At 72.2% G+C, this 17196-nt stretch carries 14 protein-coding genes and 1 pseudogene; 11 read left to right on the top strand and 4 right to left on the bottom strand.

What is annotated here, in order from left to right; translation table 11 throughout:
* The 3 genes and pseudogenes from VR44_RS42535 to VR44_RS13000 form a co-directional block, all read left to right on the top strand.
* A pseudogene (locus VR44_RS42535) lies at positions 1–146 on the top strand (acetyl-CoA C-acyltransferase); the annotation flags it as partial.
* 46 nt (positions 147–192) lie between these two features.
* Positions 193–2364: a 3-hydroxyacyl-CoA dehydrogenase NAD-binding domain-containing protein gene (locus VR44_RS12995; protein WP_045947621.1), complete on the top strand. Its 2172-nt coding sequence runs from the start codon at positions 193–195 to the stop codon at positions 2362–2364.
* A 198-nt stretch (positions 2365–2562) separates the two neighbouring features.
* Complete coding sequence (locus VR44_RS13000; RefSeq protein ID WP_045947622.1) at positions 2563–3438, top strand: hypothetical protein; 876 nt, start codon at positions 2563–2565, stop codon at positions 3436–3438.
* A gap of 32 nt (positions 3439–3470) precedes the next feature.
* Here VR44_RS13000 and VR44_RS13005 read toward each other — a convergent pair whose 3' ends face one another.
* Positions 3471–4202 (bottom strand): MerR family transcriptional regulator, encoded by a 732-nt coding sequence (locus VR44_RS13005; protein ID WP_045947623.1) that lies wholly within the window; start codon positions 4200–4202, stop codon positions 3471–3473.
* An 85-nt stretch (positions 4203–4287) separates the two neighbouring features.
* Between VR44_RS13005 and VR44_RS13010 the strand changes: the two genes are divergently transcribed.
* Complete coding sequence (locus VR44_RS13010) at positions 4288–6102, top strand: AMP-dependent synthetase/ligase (protein WP_045947624.1); 1815 nt, start codon at positions 4288–4290, stop codon at positions 6100–6102.
* A 92-nt stretch (positions 6103–6194) separates the two neighbouring features.
* Positions 6195–6881, top strand: coding sequence for an HAD-IA family hydrolase (locus tag VR44_RS13015; protein ID WP_045947625.1), 687 nt, complete (start codon positions 6195–6197; stop codon positions 6879–6881).
* Here VR44_RS13015 and sph read toward each other — a convergent pair.
* Positions 6878–7867: a sphingomyelin phosphodiesterase gene (sph, locus tag VR44_RS13020; protein ID WP_045947630.1), complete on the bottom strand. Its 990-nt coding sequence runs from the start codon at positions 7865–7867 to the stop codon at positions 6878–6880. The genes VR44_RS13015 and sph overlap by 4 nt on opposite strands.
* A gap of 140 nt (positions 7868–8007) precedes the next feature.
* Here sph and VR44_RS13025 point away from each other — a divergent pair, with 140 nt between their 5' ends.
* Positions 8008–8907: an oxygenase MpaB family protein gene (locus VR44_RS13025; protein WP_045947626.1), complete on the top strand. Its 900-nt coding sequence runs from the start codon at positions 8008–8010 to the stop codon at positions 8905–8907.
* Positions 8908–8961: 54 nt separating this feature from the next.
* Here the strand turns inward: VR44_RS13025 and VR44_RS13030 are convergent, their stop codons facing one another.
* Positions 8962–10461, bottom strand: a complete 1500-nt coding sequence (locus tag VR44_RS13030; protein WP_045947631.1) for a M1 family metallopeptidase — start codon at positions 10459–10461, stop codon at positions 8962–8964.
* Positions 10462–10762: 301 nt separating this feature from the next.
* Entirely contained in the window at positions 10763–10900 is a 138-nt protein-coding gene (locus VR44_RS44960; RefSeq protein ID WP_157880289.1) for a hypothetical protein, read from the bottom strand.
* 25 nt (positions 10901–10925) lie between these two features.
* Between VR44_RS44960 and VR44_RS13035 the strand changes: the two genes are divergently transcribed.
* The 5 genes from VR44_RS13035 (at position 10926) to VR44_RS13055 (ending at position 17194) form a co-directional block, all read left to right on the top strand.
* Positions 10926–11789, top strand: a complete 864-nt coding sequence (locus VR44_RS13035) for an SCO6745 family protein (protein WP_045947627.1) — start codon at positions 10926–10928, stop codon at positions 11787–11789.
* A 156-nt stretch (positions 11790–11945) separates the two neighbouring features.
* Complete coding sequence (locus VR44_RS13040; protein ID WP_107072508.1) at positions 11946–14369, top strand: Tex family protein; 2424 nt, start codon at positions 11946–11948, stop codon at positions 14367–14369.
* Positions 14370–14668: 299 nt separating this feature from the next.
* Complete coding sequence (locus tag VR44_RS13045) at positions 14669–15127, top strand: M78 family metallopeptidase domain-containing protein (RefSeq protein WP_052713584.1); 459 nt, start codon at positions 14669–14671, stop codon at positions 15125–15127.
* Positions 15114–16313 (top strand): MAB_1171c family putative transporter, encoded by a 1200-nt coding sequence (locus VR44_RS44965; protein WP_052713585.1) that lies wholly within the window; start codon positions 15114–15116, stop codon positions 16311–16313. The genes VR44_RS13045 and VR44_RS44965 overlap by 14 nt, the downstream gene beginning before the upstream one ends.
* A gap of 95 nt (positions 16314–16408) precedes the next feature.
* Positions 16409–17194, top strand: coding sequence for an SDR family NAD(P)-dependent oxidoreductase (locus tag VR44_RS13055; RefSeq protein WP_045947629.1), 786 nt, complete (start codon positions 16409–16411; stop codon positions 17192–17194).
* Positions 17195–17196 lie beyond the last annotated feature (2 nt).

The raw sequence follows: 17196 nt of genomic DNA on the forward strand, positions 1-17196 counted from the left end.
CGCTCGGCCACCCGCTCGGCGCCACCGGCGCCATGCTGCTGGGCACCGTCGTCGACGAACTGGAGCGCCAGGACAAGCGCTACGGCCTCGTCACCCTCTGCGTCGGCGGCGGCATGGGCGTCGCCACCATCGTCGAACGCGTCTGATCCCGTCCTGACCCCTGGTCCCACCTCTGACACGGAAGTAGCGAACATGAGCGAGTCCACCACGATCCGCTGGGAACAGGACGAGACCGGCGTCGTCACCCTGGTCCTCGACGACCCCAACCAGTCCGCCAACACGATGAACCAGGCCTTCAAGGACTCCATCGCGGCCATCGCCGACCGCGCCGAAGCCGAGAAGGACTCCATCCGCGGCATCATCTACACCTCCGCCAAGAAGACCTTCTTCGCCGGCGGCGACCTCAAGGACATGATCGGGCTGCGCCCCGAGCACGCCCAGCTGGCCTTCGACACCGGCACCGCGATCAAGGCCTCGCTGCGCCGCATCGAGACCCTCGGCAAGCCCGTGGTCGCCGCCATCAACGGAGCGGCCCTCGGCGGTGGTTACGAGATCTGCCTCGCCTCCCACCACCGCGTCGCCCTCGACGCCCCCGGCTCCAAGATCGGCCTGCCCGAGGTCACCCTCGGCCTGCTCCCGGCCGGCGGCGGCGTCACCCGCACCGTACGCCTGATGGGCATCGCCGACGCCCTCCTGAAGGTCCTCCTCCAGGGCACCCAGTACAACCCGCAGCGCGCCCTCGCGGTCGGCCTCGTCCACGAACTGGCCGCCACCCCCGAGGAGATGCTGGCCAAGGCCCGCGCCTTCATCGACGCCAACCCCGAGTCGAAGCAGCCCTGGGACGTCCCCGGCTACAAGATCCCCGGCGGTACGCCGTCCAGCCCGCGCTTCGCCGCCAACCTGCCGGCCTTCCCCGCGAACCTCAAGAAGCAGCTGAACGGCGCCCCCTACCCGGCCCCGCGCAACATCCTGGCCTGCGCCGTCGAGGGCTCCCAGGTCGACTTCGAGACCGCGCTGACCATCGAGGCCCGCTACTTCACCGAGCTGGTCACCGGCCAGACCGCGAAGAACATGATCCAGGCCTTCTTCTTCGACCTCCAGGCCGTCAACGCCGGCCGCAGCCGCCCCCAGGGCGTCGAACCGCGCAAGGTCCGCAAGGTCGCCGTCCTCGGCGCCGGCATGATGGGCGCCGGCATCGCCTACTCCTGCGCCCGCGCGGGCATCGAGGTCGTCCTCAAGGACGTCACGCCCGAGGCCGCCGCCAAGGGCAAGGCCTACTCCGAGAAGCTGCTGGACAAGGCGCTCGCCAAGGGCCGCACCACCGAGGCCAAGCGCGCCGAGCTGCTGGCCCGCATCACCCCGACCGCCGCCGCGGCCGACCTGGCCGGCTGTGACGCCGTCATCGAGGCCGTCTTCGAGGACACCGCCCTCAAGCACAAGGTGTTCCAGGAGATCCAGGACGTCGTCGCCCCCGACGCCCTGCTCTGCTCCAACACCTCCACCCTCCCCATCACCGGCCTCGCGGAAGGCGTCGCGCGCCCCGCCGACTTCATCGGCCTGCACTTCTTCTCGCCCGTCGACAAGATGCCGCTGGTGGAGATCATCAAGGGCGAGCGCACCGGCGACGAGGCCATCGCCCGCGCCTTCGACCTGGTCCGCCAGATCAACAAGACCCCGATCGTGGTCAACGACTCCCGCGGCTTCTTCACCTCGCGCGTCATCGGCCAGTTCATCAACGAGGGCGTCGCGATGGTCGGCGAGGGCATCGAGCCCGCCTCGATCGAACAGGCCGCCGCCCAGGCCGGATACCCGGCCAAGGTGCTCTCCCTGATGGACGAGCTCACCCTCACCCTCCCCCGCAAGATCCGCAACGAGACCCGCAAGGCCTTCGAGGCCGAGGGCCGCCCCTGGACCGAACACCCCGCCGACACCGTCATCGACCGCATGGTCGACGAGTTCGGCCGCCCCGGCCGCAGCGGGGGCGGCGGCTTCTACGAGTACGACGAGAGCGGCAAGCGCACCCGCATCTGGCCGGGCCTGCGCGAGCACTTCGCCAAGCCGGACGCGGAGATCCCCTTTGAGGACATGAAGGAGCGCATGCTCTTCGCCGAGGCCGTGGACACCGTCCGCTGCCTGGACGAGGGCGTGCTCACCTCCGTCGCCGACGCCAACATCGGCTCCATCATGGGCATCGGCTTCCCGGCCTGGACCGGCGGCGTGATCCAGTACATCAACGGCTACGAGGGCGGTCTGCCCGGCTTCGTGGCCCGCGCCCGCGAACTCGCCGCCACCTACGGGGAGCGCTTCACCCCGCCGGCCTCCCTGGTGGCGAAGGCCGAGCGCGGGGAGACGTACGCGGACTGACCGGCCGGGCCCTGCCGGGCGGCGGACGCGGGACGGGGCCGTCCCCGGGGACGACCCGGGGACGGCCCCTCCCCATGTGACGAAGGCCGGGATGCGGCGGTGCCCGACGCGGCGCACCATGGACCGTGCACGTGTCCGGAGCCGGCCGTGCACCGCTGGGGGGAGCACCCGTTCACGTACCGAGAAACGGGGAGACCCATGAAGAAATCCCTGGTGGCCGCACTGGCCACCGCCACGCTGGCCATCACCCTGGCCGCTCCGGCGACGCCCGCGACCGCCGCCTCGGCCTTCTGCAACCAGACGACCCCGAGCACCTCGCTCGCCGCCTACAACAAGGACACCGGAGCCGTGGGCACCGGCACCCTGTCGGCCGGGCACTGGACGTTCGGGTCGAACATCAACGTCCCCGACGGGTACACGCACGGCGTCGCGAGCCGCGACTCGCTCCTGTTCTACAACGCCGACACGGGGGCCGGCGAGAGCGGGACCTTCAGGAACGGCAGGTACACCCGCGTCCAGACCTACAACAACTTCTCGACGGGGTGGACCCACGTCGTGGCGTCGGGCGACTCGGCCCTCTTCTACAACGCCGACAACGGCCAGGGCGGCACGGGCACCCTGAGGAACGGCCGCTACCACCACGTCCGCTCGTACGACAACTTCAGCACGGGCTGGGACTCCATCGCGGCCTCGTGCGACACGGCGGTCTTCACGAAGTCCGGCGAGGTCGGGTACGGGACCCTCACGGGCGGCGTCTACCAGCACGTGGGCGTCAGGGACACCGAGGACCTGGGGACCCTGGTCGCGACCAAGGACACGGTCCTGGCCCTGGAGAACACCGGTTCACAGCTCAAGTACCGCACCGCCCGGGCGACCAACGGCAAGGTCGGCGGCTTCCGCGACATCGGCACCTCGGGCGTGTGGGACGAGGAGGGCCGGACCAGCGACAGCCTGTTCTTCTACAAGACGGACGGCACCGCGTGGACCTCGACGCTCAGCGGGAACAACTACGCCAACGTCGGATCGCTCGCCAACGTCTCCTCCGACTGGTCGTTCCTCGCCGGCGGTGTATGAACCCTCAAGCATTCCCCCCCCGCGGGCGGCGTTCACCCGGTCTCCGAGGCGAACGCCGCCCGCAGTTCCTCCTTCAGCGACCGCTGGAACGCCGTGACCAGGGCCTGCACCACCATCGGCTGCATGTGGGCCGACAGCGCCTTCATCGACTCGATCTGCTCCAGATCGCTCTCGCCCTCGGTGAACGGCCCCCACACCTCGTCCCGGAACAGCGCCGTCAGCTCGTGCGCCGCCGTCCGCGCGTGCTCCAGCAGGATCCCCCGCGCCACCAGCAGCGTCTCGTGCGCGATCGGTACGTCGAGCAGCGCCACCCCCAGCCGCAGCAGGGCCAGGTCCACCCGGAAGCCCTCGCCGGCCTCCGAGAGCACGTTCATCGCCGCCAGTCGGCGCAGGTCCCCGTCCGACAGGGCGCGCCCGGCCCGCTTCTCCAGCTCCGCCCGCGACACCACCCGCGGCGTGTCCGGCGCCCAGGTCGCCACCAGCGCCCGGTGGATCGCCAGATCGTGCGCGCTCAGGTCGTCGGGGAGCGCGTCCAGGTAGCGCTGGATCGCCGACAGGGTCATCCCCTGGTGCTGGAGCTCCTCGATCAGCGCCAGCCGTGACAGGTGCTCCGGGCCGTAGTGCCCCACCCGACGGGGTCCGATCAAGGGAGGGGGCAAAAGGCCGCGCGTGCTGTAGAACCGTACGGTGCGGACGGTGACACCGGCCTTCGACGCCAGTTCGTCCACGGTGAGCATCGGCTCGGCCGCCCGGGGGTCGGTCATCGTCTGCGCCTCGCTCTCTGCTGCACGGCTTGGGTTCAACAGTATTGCTGTCGCACCAACGATGTGAAACGGCCAGGAGCTGCCCATGACCACGAACCTGCGACTGCCCGGACGTCCCGAAGACCTCACCCTGCCTTCCCTGCTCGCCCGCAACGCCGACGAACACCCCGACCTGCCCGCCCTGTCCTGGCGCACGGGGGACGGGGCCGGGTCCGGCGACGGGTCCGGGGGTGCCGCCTGGCAGACCCTCACCTGGAGCGAGGTCCGCGACCGCGTCGCCGTCCTCGCCGCCGGATACACCGCCCTGGGCGTCGCCCGTGGCGAGCACGTCCTGCTGATGATGGGCAACCGGCCCGAGCACTGGCTCAGCGACCTCGCCCTCGTCCACCTCGGCGCCGTCCCCGTCACGGTCTACGGGACCTCCGCGCCCGAACAGATAGCCCACATCGCCCGCCACAGCCGGGCCCGGCTCGCCGTCGTCGAGGGCGCCCGCGAACTCACCCGCTGGGCCCCGCTGCTGGACGACCCCGCCACCCCCCTCGAACGGCTCGTCGTCGCCGAGGCCGCCGAGGCGGGCCCGCACACCACCTACGCCTCCCTCTACGCGAGCGGTGTACGCCTCCACCGCGCCGGGGCCTTCGAGAAGGCCTGGCAGGAGTCCCGCCCCGAGGACCCCCTGACCGTCGTCTACACCTCGGGCACCACCGGCGACCCCAAGGGCGTCCGCCTCAGCCACCGCAACATCCTGCTCCAGTCCGTCCGCCTCGACCGGCACGTCGACCTCCCCGAGCACGCCGAACACGTCTGCTACCTGCCCTTCGCCCACATCGCCGAGCGGCTCCTCGGCATCTACCTGCCGCTCCTGCGCGCCGCGCACGTCCGGCTGGTCGCCGACCCCGCGGCCGTGGCCGCCGCGGTGCGCGAGCTCGCCGCCGGCGTACGGGCGGTCCTGGCGGGCCTTCCGGAGGAGCAGCGGCGCGCCATCGAGGGGGCCGGGGACGTGGCCCGCGCCCGGGCCGGCCACCGGGAGCGCGGCGAGGAGGTGCCGGCCGCGCTGGAGGCCTCGTACGCCGAGGTGAAGGAACGCGTACTGGATCCGTTGCTGCGGCGGGCGGGACTGGACCGGCTGATCTGGACGGCCAGCGCCACCGCGCCGATGCCGATCGACGTGGTCCGCTTCTGGGCGGGCTGGGGGATCACCATCATGGACGCCTGGGGCCTGACCGAGACCTCCGGCGTGTGCACCGTCAACAGCAACGGCCCGGGCGGCTTCCGGCTGGGCTCGGTGGGACGGCCGATCGAGGGACTGGAACTGAGGCTGGCGGAGGACGGCGAGGTCCTCACCCGCGGCGCGACCGTCTTCGAGGGCTACCTGAGGCCCGACGGCACGGTGGAGAGCGCCGCCGACGCCGAGGGCTGGTTCCCGACGGGGGACATCGGCCGGCTCGACGAGGACGGCTTCCTCTGGCTGACCGACCGCAAGAAGGAACTGATCATCACCTCGAACGGCAAGAACGTGGCCCCGGCCCTGGTGGAGAACACCGTCAAGGAACACCCGCTGATCGGCCAGGCCCTGGTCCACGGCGACGGCCGCTCCTACCTCGTGGCCCTCCTCGTCCTGGACCCCGAACTGGCCCCGGCCTGGGCCGCGGCCCGAGGCATCAGGACGGCCACCCTGGCGGAGCTGGCCGCCCACCCGGCGATCCTGGAGGAGACGGCCCGCGCGGTCGAGGCCGCCAACGCCCGCCTCAACCGCACGGAACAGATCAAGCGCTACCGCCTGCTGGCGGAGGAATGGAGCCCGGAAACGGGCGAACTCACCCCGACGCTGAAGCTCCGCCGCAGGGTGGTCCGGGAGCGCTACGGGGCCCTGATCGAGGGGCTGTACGAGGGGGAGTGAGGCAAGGGCCCGCCTTCGCCCCCCGCGAGGGGCAGGGGCGGGCCGGTACCTGCCGATGTCCGCTGTTCAGGGGCTGATGACATGATCGGCACATGACCAGTGAACCCCGCCCCTCCGGTGCCATGAGGTACGTCCTGTTCGATGTCGACGGCACGCTGGTGGACGCCCTGGACAATCAGCGCCTGGTCTGGCGGACGTGGGCGGAGCGCTACGGTCTGGACCCCGACGAGGTCCACCGGGTGGCCCTGCGAACCCGGCCGATGGAGACCTTCGCGCAGATCGCTCCGGACCAGGACCCCCACGAGTGCCTCGCCGCACTGCACGAGCTGGAGGACGAGGACGTCCGCACCGGCACCTACGGGGCTTTCGACGGCGCTCCGGAACTGCTCAGGGCCCTGCGGCCGGGGACCTGGGCACTGGTGACGTCGAACTACGAGCACCGGGTGCGCGGCCGGTTCGCACGCACGGGCCTGCCGGTCCCGGAGGTCGTGGTGGACGCGGCCGCCGTGGCGGAGGGCAAGCCGTCACCGGTGCCGTACCTGCAGGCGGCCGCGCGACTCGGCGCCCGGCCGGAGGACTGCCTGGTCATCGAGGACGCCCCCTCAGGGGTGCAGGCCGGGCTGCGTGCCGGGATGACGGTGTGGGGCGTCAACACCCCCACGGCGGTGGACGGCGTGCACCGCCACTTCGCCACCTTGCGCGAAGCGGCCGACGCCGTCCTCGCCTTCGCATCGGGCTCCCTCCCCGGCCGGCCGGAGCGGGCAGGGTGGCGCTGCTAGCGGCCCACCACCGGGTAGTGGTCCGAGAGGTTGGAGTAGGTGTACGACGTGCCCCAGCTGGAGACCGTCCAGGGGGTCGACTCCTCCTTGACGACGTTGTTCTCCCAGCCCGACGGGCGGGCGTTGCCCTTGCGGTAGAGGACGTAGTCCAGGTCCTCGCGGGGGTCCGTCGGGTAGCGGTAGTTGGCGATCGAGTTGAGCGCCGTGTCGAAGGAGTACGGGTGGCCCGTGCGCGCGTCGGCGGGGGCCAGGTCCAGGTCGGCGAGCATCGAGGAGTACTCCGCGCTGCGGGAGTCGACGTTCATGTCTCCCGCCACGATGACCTGTTCGCCCGCCGGGATGTTCTTGGCGTCCAGGAAGGCGTCTATCGCCTTGAACTGGCGGCTGCGCATCTGCGCCGCCTCGCCCGTGCCGCAGCCGGAGTCGGTGGACTGGGCGTGCGTGCCGACCACGTGCACCTTCGTGCCGTTGACGTCCAGGACCACGTACGCGAAGCCCTTGTTCGACCACCAGTCGGAGCCGCAGGCGTCCTTGTAGACCACCTGCTCCTTGCGCACGATCGGCCACTTGCTGAGGACCGTGACGCCGCCGTCCTCCGGGGTGGTGGAGGAGTAGGAACCGCCCGTCGCGTCCCATCCGCTCTTGCTGCGGCCCACGACCGGGGTCTGGTACGGGTACTGGGCGGAGGCGTTCGCCTTCAGCGCGTCCGACGCGCCGTTGTCGAAGGCCTCCTGGAGCACCACCACGTCGTGGCCCTGGAAGAAGGAGGCCTTGGGGATCTCGGCCGCCCGGTGGTCCTGGCCCCAGTTCGGGTACAGGTTCTTGCTCATCAGGAACGTGTTGTACGTCAGGACGCTCAGCCGGGGCGCGGAGCCGCTCCCGGCCGCCGTGGCGGCGGGTGCGGAGGCGAGGGCGAGGGCTGCTGCGGCGGCGGTCGCGGCAGCGGCCGTGGCGGCGGCGCGGCTGCGGTGCGAGATCTGCGGCATGGAGGTCTCCAGCATGTCCGGTGGAATCCTGCGGGGAAGATCGACGCCGTCATCCAAGCAGCCGCGGTTACTTCGGGGTAACACCCGTGACAAGACTTTCTGTCCGGGCCGCGACTTCTCGCACTCGCATAATTGACCTTATGAACCACACGGGTCACATAGCCCCCGGAAGCCCCGAAACCCCCGCCGGTCGCCTCGATCCCGAGCCTCCGCCGCCGGGCGGGGTGCTGTGGACCACCGCCGGGGACATCCGCTCCCTGCTGACGCTGCCCGCCGCCTTCACGATGCAGGTCGCCCACCCCGCCGTGGGCGCCGGCGTAGACCAGTACTCGGTCTTCCGCACCGACCCCTGGGGGCGCGGCGAACGCTCCCTGCGCTCGGTGATGCTGTGGGTCTACGGAGGGGACGAGGCCGCCGCCGAGGGGCGCCGGGTACGCCGCCTGCACAAGGAGATCCGGGGCACCGACACCCGGGGCCGGCGCTACCACTCCCTCGACCCCGCCTGCTACGCCTGGGTGCACGCCACCGGCTTCCCCGTCGCCCAGTACGCAGGGCGGTACCTGTTCCGCCGGATCACCCCCGCCCAGGAGCGGCAGATGTACCGGGAGTGGCTGCGGGTCGGCCGGATCCTGGGGCTGCGCGACCGGGACATGCCGCAGACCATCGAGGAGTTCTGGCCGTACTACCACCGGATGCTGGCCGAGGAGATCGAGCCGACGAAGGTCGCCCGGGAGCTGGTCGCCACCGACGCCGACCTGCCCCGCCCCGAGCCCGCCTCGCCGGCCTTGCGGCTGCTGCTGCGGCTCACCTGGCCGCTCCTGCGCACCGGCTACCTGCGCTTCCGCGCCTTCGTCACCGTCGGTTACATGCCGCCGGACGCCCGGGCCGCCATCGGCCTGGAGTGGACCCCGGCCCAGGAACGCCGCCTCCGGCGGTTCAGCACCGCCGTACGGCTCCTCGTACCCCTCCTGCCCGAACGGCTGCGCTACCTCCCGCAGGCCCGCGCCGCCCGGGCGCGGTGGCGCGCCGGGACCCGCTGAGGGGCCCCGGCGCGCGGGTCCGTGCGATGCGGCCGGTCCGTGCGATGCGGCCGGTCAGTGCTCGTGGATGTTGTTCGTCGCGGCGATCTTCTTCCAGGACTTCGGCTCCACGGCCGGCTTCGCCGGGGCCTGGGCGCGGGCGCCCGGCTTGGCGGCGGGGGCGCCGAAGGCCGGCTTGCCCGGGGTGTACAGCCAGGTGTCGAAGAGCTGGGCGAGCGGCTTGTTCGAGATCTTCTCCGCGTACCGGACGAAGTCCCCGACCTTGACGTTGCCGTAGGCCCGCTCGGTGGGCCAGCCCTTGAGGATCTGGAAGAACTTCTCGTCGCCGACCTCGTTGCGCAGCGCCTGGATGGCGATCGCGCCCCGGTCGTACACGGCCCCGTGGAACTGGTTCTCCGCACCCGGGTCACCCGGCTTGACCTGCCAGAACGGGTCCTCGGCCGGGCGGGTGTCGTACGCCCACTGGGCGAGCTCCTGCGCCGTGCCCTCGCCCTCCTTCTCCGACCACAGCCACTGGCTGTAGCGGGCGAAGCCCTCGTTGACCCAGATGTCCTTCCAGTTGTCCACGGACACGCTGTCGCCGTACCACTGGTGCGCCAGCTCGTGCACGACGACCGAGACGTTCGCGCCGTTCGCGAACTGGCGCGGGCTGTAGAACGGCCGCGTCTGGGTCTCCAGCGCGAAACCGGTGGGCACGTTCGGGACGTAGCCGCCCAGCGCGTTGAAGGGGTAGGGGCCGAAGACCGACTCCAGCCACTCCGCGACCTCACCGGTCCGCTCGACGCTCGCCCGCGCCGCGCCCGCGTTGTCACCGAGGTCCTTGCTGTACGCGTTGAGGATCGGCAGGCCGCTCGCCGTCTTGTCGGTGGTGATGTCGAACTTGCCGATGGCGAGGGTGGCCAGGTAGGTGGCCTGCGGCTTGTTGGAGCGCCAGTTGTAGCGGGTCCAGCCGAGCTTGGAGGTCTGCGACTGGAGGACGCCGTTGCTGATGGCCTGGGTGCCGTCCGGGACGTTGATCGAGATGTCGAAGGTGGCCTTGTCGAGCGGGTGGTCGTTGCTCGGGAACCACCAGACCGCCGAGTCCGGCTCCTGCGCCGCGATGCCGCCGTCCGGGGTGCGCTGCCAGGCGGACCAGCCGTCGATCTTGAACTCCGAGGGCTTTCCGGCGTACTTGACGACGACGGTGGCCTGCTTGCCCTTCGCCAGCGGCTGCGCGGGGGTGACCTCCAGCTCGTGCGCGCCCGAGGTGGCGAACTTCGCCTTGGCCCCGTTGACCCGGATCTCGCTCACCTTGAGGCCGAAGTCCAGATTGAAGCGGGACAGGTCCTGCTTGGCGGTGGTCAGGAGGGTGGCCGTGCCCTCCAGCAGGTCCGTCTTCGGCTGGTACTGCAGGCGCAGGTCGTAGTGGGAGACGTCGTAGCCGCCGTTCCCGCTCTCCGGGTAGTAGCTGTCGCCGATCCCCGGCGCGCCCTGGACGGAGCTGGCCGCCGACGCCGGGATCACCAGCAGGAGGGAGGCGGCCAGGACGCTCGGGGCGATCACTTTGCGGTACACGAAGAGCTCCAAGGGGTAGGGGAGACAGATCGGTTCGATCGGTTCGACGTCCGTCGTCCGTCGTTTGTCGTTCGTCATCCGACGTCCGGCGTTCGTCTTTCGACCGTATTCACCCGTGGCCGCTCAGGTCATGTCCATGGTCCCTGCTGTCACACGATCGCCATTCGGCCGTCACGATCACGGACCCGTCGGGTGCGCCGTCCGTGGGACGGAGGGCGGGGGAGTCCGTTCTGAGGCTTTCTCACACCCGTGGGACGGGGCGCAGGTTGGCGCGAATGCGCCCCGCCGCACGCCCCCCTCTTCACGGGCGGATCGGCAGGTCGGCGACCGCCGCCGGGGCCGGGTGCGCCCCGCCGGCCGCCCAGTGCTGCCGGGCCGGGGCGCGCGAGCTGCGCCGCAGCCGGCGGCTGACCTTCGCCCCTGGGAGGGTGGGCGGCATACCGACTAGTCGGTAAGGTGCACCCATGACCATCGACCCGCACGCCGCCCGCCACTGCTGGCACGCCGCCATCAACCCCCTCCACGCCACCAGTTACTTCTCCCCCGAGCTCTTCGAAGAGCTCGGCTCCCTCGGCGTCACCCACCGGGTGGCCGTCAACCTGGCCAGCCGCTCCGCGGCCATGGGCGCCGTCGGCCCCGGCACGGTCACGGCCACCTTCTACAACTACCGCCACGACCTCGTCACCCGGCACCTCCCCGCCGTCTGGGACACCACCACCCCCGAGCAGGTCCTCGCCGCCCGCCTCCGCGCGGCGGACCGGACCCTGCGCCGGCTCCTCGGCCCCGAGACCATCGCCTCGCCCGAGCTCGCCGAAGCCGCCGACCTCGCCATACGCGCCACCGAGGCCTGCACCCGGCACGGCCGGACCCTCTACGCCGCCCACGCCGACCTCCCCGTTCCCGAAGAGCCGCACCTGCGGCTCTGGCACGCCACCACCCTCCTGCGCGAGCACCGCGGCGACGGGCACCTCGCCGCCCTCCTCATCACCGGTCTCGACCCGCTGGAGGCGCTCGTCAGCCACACCGCCACCGGACGCGGCATGACCGCGAAGTGGATCAAGAGCATTCGCGGCTGGGAGCAGTCCGACCTCGACGCCGCAGCCGACCGGCTCCGCGCCCGCGGGGTCCTCGACGCCGACGGGGAGCTCACCGAGGAGGGCCGCGCCCTGCGCGAGCGGCTGGAGACCGAGACCGACCGGCTCGACGCCGCCCCGTACGAGCACCTCGGCGCGGACGGCGTGGCCCGGCTCCACGCGCTCGGCGGGGCCGTCGTCCGGCAGGCCATCGCCGCCGGGGCCTTCCCGGCCGACCTCTTCGGCAAGGGCTGACACAAGGGCTGACGCTTGGGCTGAGGGATGGGCTGAGGGAAGGGGAGAGGAAAGGGCCGAGGGCTCCCCGCCGCCGTCACCGGCACCTGCCACAATTGGCAGCCTTCCACGCACACGCACGAAGGCACGAAGGCAGGCGGGACCGCAGTGACGACGATGTCCATCGAAGGCAGGATCGCCGAGGAGCTCGGCGTACGGGAACGGCAGGTCAAGGCCGCCGTCGAGCTGCTCGACGGCGGCTCCACCGTGCCGTTCATCGCGCGCTACCGCAAGGAAGCGACCGAGATGCTCGACGACGCCCAGCTGCGCACCCTGGAGGAGCGGCTGCGGTACCTGCGCGAGCTGGAGGACCGCCGCGCGGCGATCCTCGACTCGGTGCGCGAACAGGGCAAGCTGGACGCCGACCTGGAGGCCCGGATCAACGCGGCCGACACCAAGGCCCGGCTGGAGGACATCTACCTCCCCTTCAAGCCCAAGCGACGCACCAAGGCCCAGATCGCCCGCGAGGCCGGCCTGGAGCCGCTCGCCGAGGGGCTGCTGGCCGACCCCTCCGTCGAACCGGCCGCCGCCGCGGCCGCGTTCGTCGACGCCGCCAAGGGGGTCGCCGACCCGGCGGCCGCCCTGGAGGGCGCCCGCGCCATCCTCACCGAGAAGTTCGCCGAGGACGCCGACCTCATCGGCGACCTCCGCGAGCGCATGTGGGGCCGCGGCCGCCTCGCCGCGAAGGTCCGCGAGGGCAAGGAGGAGGCGGGCGCGAAGTTCTCCGACTACTTCGACTTCGCCGAGCCCTTCACCGCTCTCCCCTCCCACCGCGTCCTCGCCATGCTGCGCGGCGAGAAGGAGGAGGTGCTCAGCCTGGAACTGGAGCCGGAGGAGCCCTCCGAAACCCCGGGGCCCTCCACGTACGAGGGGCTCATCGCCCGCCGCTTCGGGATCGCCGACCGGGCCCGCCCCGGCGACAAGTGGCTGGCCGACACCGTCCGCTGGGCCTGGCGCACCAAGATCCAGGTCCACCTCGGCATCGACCTGCGGACCCGGCTGCGCGCCGCCGCCGAGGACGAGGCCGTACGGGTCTTCGCGGCCAACCTCCGCGACCTGCTGCTCGCCGCCCCCGCGGGCACCCGCGCCACCCTCGGGCTCGACCCCGGCTTCCGCACCGGGGTGAAGGTCGCCGTCGTCGACGCCACCGGCAAGGTCGTCGCCACGGACGTGATCCACCCGCACGTTCCCGCCAACAAGTGGGACCAGTCCCTCGCCACCCTCGCCCGCCTGGCGAAGGAGCACGCCGTCGAGCTGATCGCCATCGGCAACGGCACCGCCTCCCGCGAGACCGACAAGCTCGCCGGGGACCTCATCACCCGCCACCCCGAGCTCGGCCTCACCAAGGTGATGGTCTCCGAGGCCGGTGCCTCCGTGTACTCGGCCTCCGCCTTCGCCTCGCAGGAACTGCCCGGCATGGACGTGTCGCTGCGCGGCGCCGTCTCCATCGCCCGCCGCCTCCAGGACCCGCTCGCCGAACTCGTCAAGATCGACCCGAAGTCCATCGGCGTCGGCCAGTACCAGCACGACCTGTCCGAGGTGAAGCTCTCGCGCTCCCTCGACGCCGTCGTCGAGGACTGCGTCAACGGTGTCGGCGTGGACGTCAACACCGCCTCCGCGCCCCTGCTGTCGCGGGTCTCCGGCATCAGCGGCACCCTCGCCGAGAACATCGTCGCCCACCGCGACGCGAACGGCCCCTTCCGCAGCCGCAAGGGCCTCAAGGACGTGGCCCGCCTCGGCCCCAAGGCGTACGAGCAGTGCGCCGGCTTCCTGCGCATCCGCGGCGGCGACGACCCGCTCGACGCCTCCGCCGTGCACCCCGAGGCCTACCCCGTGGTGCGGGCCATGGGCAAGAAGGCGGGCGGAGAGGTGGCGGCGCTGATCGGCAACACCTCGGTCCTGCGCTCCCTGCGCCCGGACGAGTTCGTCACCGAGGCCTTCGGCCTGCCCACCGTCACCGACATCCTGCGCGAGCTGGAGAAGCCGGGCCGCGACCCCCGCCCCGCCTTCAAGACGGCCAGCTTCAAGGAGGGCGTGGAGAAGATCGGCGACCTGGCCCCCGGGATGGTCCTGGAAGGCGTCGTCACGAACGTGGCCGCCTTCGGCGCCTTCATCGACATCGGCGTCCACCAGGACGGCCTGGCGCACGTCTCCGCCCTGTCGAACACCTTCGTCAAGGACCCGCGGGACGTAGTGAAGCCGGGCGACATCGTCAAGGTCAAGGTCATGGACGTGGACATCCCGCGCAAGCGGATCTCCCTCACCCTGCGCCTGGACGACGAGGCCGGCGCGGAGCGCGGCGGGGCCGGAGCGCCCCGCCAGCGCGAGGGGCGCCCGGAGCGCCCCGCCAGCGCGAGGAGCGCCGCGGCGGCGGCCGTCCCCCGCAGCAGCGGGGCCAGGGCCAGGGCCAGGGGCGCGGCGAGGGCCGGAACCAGGGCCGGCACGGCGGCCAGGGCGGCGGCGGAGGCCAGCGCGCCGGGCCGGGCTCACCGGCGGCGGGCAGGAGGACCGCCGCAAGCGGTGACCGGGGCACGGTGGTGACGGGAGCACGGCGGGCGGGGTCGGCAGCCCTGGCCGGATAAGGACCACGCGCAGGTGCCGTCCTTGCCAACTCCCGCACGTGATCTGTAGGCATGGTGGAACGCCCGTTCGTCTCGCGCGGACGGGCGTTCCGCGTTTCCCCTCCGGGACCGCACTCCCGAGGCCGCCTCAAGGCACAGGACATCATGCCGATACCCACCCACGCCTACCGACGCTGCCCGAGAAAGGGTCCGAAGAGGGAACACATGCCCTACCGGAATCTCAGCCTGCGCAGACGCTGCGAGATGATTCTCGGTCACATGGATCTGACGCACCCGTTCTCCCTGGACACCCTGTGCGCCCGCATAGCCGACCGGCGCGGCCGTCCGATCCGGCTCCACCCGCTGCCCCGCGAGGCCGCCGAATCCGGCGTCTGCGGACTGTGGGTGGGCACCGACACCGTGGACTACGTCTTCTACGAGGCCCACACCACCCCGCTGCACCGCGAGCACATCATCCTCCACGAGCTGGGCCACATCCTCTTCGGCCACCACTCCCTGGAGGGCGAGGAGATCGACGGGCAGACCCCCGTGGTCCTCGGCCGCACCAACTACACCACCCGCCAGGAGCAGGAGGCGGAGATGCTCGCGAGCATGATCCGCATCCACACCTCGGGCACCGGCCACCCCCGGACCGCCCCGGGCCCGCGGGGCGCCCTCGCCCGGCTGGAGTCCGCCATGGGCATGGGGTACGAGCGGGGCCGCCATGACGGCGGCTGAACTCGCGGCCTTCGGCGACGGCCTGGCGGTCCCCAGCGTGGTGTGCCTGTGGATCGCCATCCTGCTGCGCGCCCCCGGCGCCCTGCGCTCACCGCAGCAGCGCGGGCTCTGGCTCGCCGTCGCCACCGCGGCCGCCGCCATGACCCTGAACCTGCCGGACGTCGTGGCGTACGCCATGAGCCGCGAAGCCTCGTACGCCCACACCATCGGCCTCGTCCGCAACCTCATCGGCGTCCTGTCGGCGGGCGCCGTGCTCTACTTCGTGGCCGCCGCCACCCGCGGGCGCCGGCTCCAACTCGCCTCCTGGGTGGGCACCGTGGTCTGGCTGACCACGCTCGTCGTCCTGGACGCCGTCTCGCCCGAGCACGGCACGCACACCATCCCGGTCTCCGGCGACCCCGTGCCGTCCCTGCCGTACTGGCTCGTGCTGATCTCCGCCCACCTGATCGCCAACACCATCTGCGTGTACGTGTGCTGGCGCTACAGCCTGCGCACCGAGAGCCGCGGACTGGCCGCCGGGCTGCGGCTGTTCGGCCTGGGCACCGGCCTGGCCTGGGTGTTCTGGTTCGCGTACCTCCTCAAGGCCCTGTTCGCCAGCACCTGGGCGATGCCCGCCCTGCCGCTGCTGATGAACCTGCACGGACTGCTGCGCGCGGCCGCGATCCTGGTGCCCACCCTCTTCACCCTGCGCCACGCCCTCGCCGACACGGCCACCGCCTGGCGGCTGTGGCCGCTGTGGCGGGACCTGGTCCAGGCCGTCCCGTACGTGGTCCTCTCCCGGCCCCGCGCCGGCCGGGTGCTGGAGCTGCTCTGGCCGCCGGTCCCGCGCAACATGCTCGTCTACCGCAAGGTCATCGAGACCCGCGACGCGATCCTGATCCTGGGGGAGTACGTGGCCCCCGGCGTGCCCGAGCTCGCGCGCGGCCACGTCGCCGGCAGCCGGATCCCCGAGCGGTGGCACACGGCGGCCGCACTGGCCTGCGTACTGAAGGAGGCCCGCCGGGCCAAGCTCGCCGGACTGCCGGGCCGGCCGGCACAGGCCCCGGCCCTGGAACTCCCGGCCGTGATGCAGATCTCCGAGGAGGGCGGCGGCCTGCGGGACGAGGCCCGCTTCCTGGTGGACGTCGCCCGGGCCTACGCCTCGCCCGAGACCTCCGCCTTCGCCCCGGCCACGGGCACCGCGTGAACCGCTCATACCGCGTGACCGCGTGAGCCACCGGCACCCGTCCGCAACCGTGAGCCACCGGCACCCGTCCGCAACACCGAGGAAGTGAAACCCCCTTGACCACCACCGTTCTGATCACCGGCGCCAGCGCCGGCCTCGGCGCCGCCTTCGCCCGCGGCTTCGCCGCCAAGGGCTGCGCCCTGGTCCTCGTCGCCCGGGACAAGACCCGCCTGGAGGCCCTGGCCGCGGAACTCGCCCGGGACTTCGGGACCGTCTGCGAGGTGCTGCCCGCCGATCTCCTCGACCCGGCCGGCTGCGGGGCAGTCGCCGACCGGCTCGCCGACACCGCGCGGCCCGTCGACGTCCTCGTCAACAACGCCGGCTTCGGCCTGCCCGCCCCCTACCCGTACAGCCCCCTTGAGGACGAGGAGCGGATGCTCGACCTCCTGGTGAAGGTCCCGCTCCGCCTCACCCACGCCCTGCTGCCGGGCCTCCGCGAGCGCCGCCGGGGCGCGGTCCTCAACGTCTCCTCGGTCGCCGGACTGCTGCCGACCGGGACGTACGGGGCGGCGAAGGCCTGGCTCACCGCCTTCAGCGAGTCGCTCCGGATCGACATGGCACCGTACGGGGTCCGGGTCCTGGCGGTGGCGCCCGGCTTCACCCGCACCGAGCTCCACCAGCGCGCCGGGATGGACGTCAGCTCCCTGCGGGACGGCGTGTGGCTGGAGCCGGAGGCGGTGGTGGCCAAGGCCCTGCGCGATCTGGCCCTGCGCCGCCCCGTCAGCATCACGGGCCGCCACTACCAGGCGTACGCGTTCGCGGCCCGCCACCTCCCGCGCGCCTTCGTGGCCGGCCGCATGGCCCGCAAGCGCCGGGCCCCGGGCGATCCGGCGGCCCGCTGAGG

The organism is Streptomyces katrae (genome assembly GCF_000966975.1).
Lineage (GTDB): Bacteria > Actinomycetota > Actinomycetes > Streptomycetales > Streptomycetaceae > Streptomyces > Streptomyces katrae.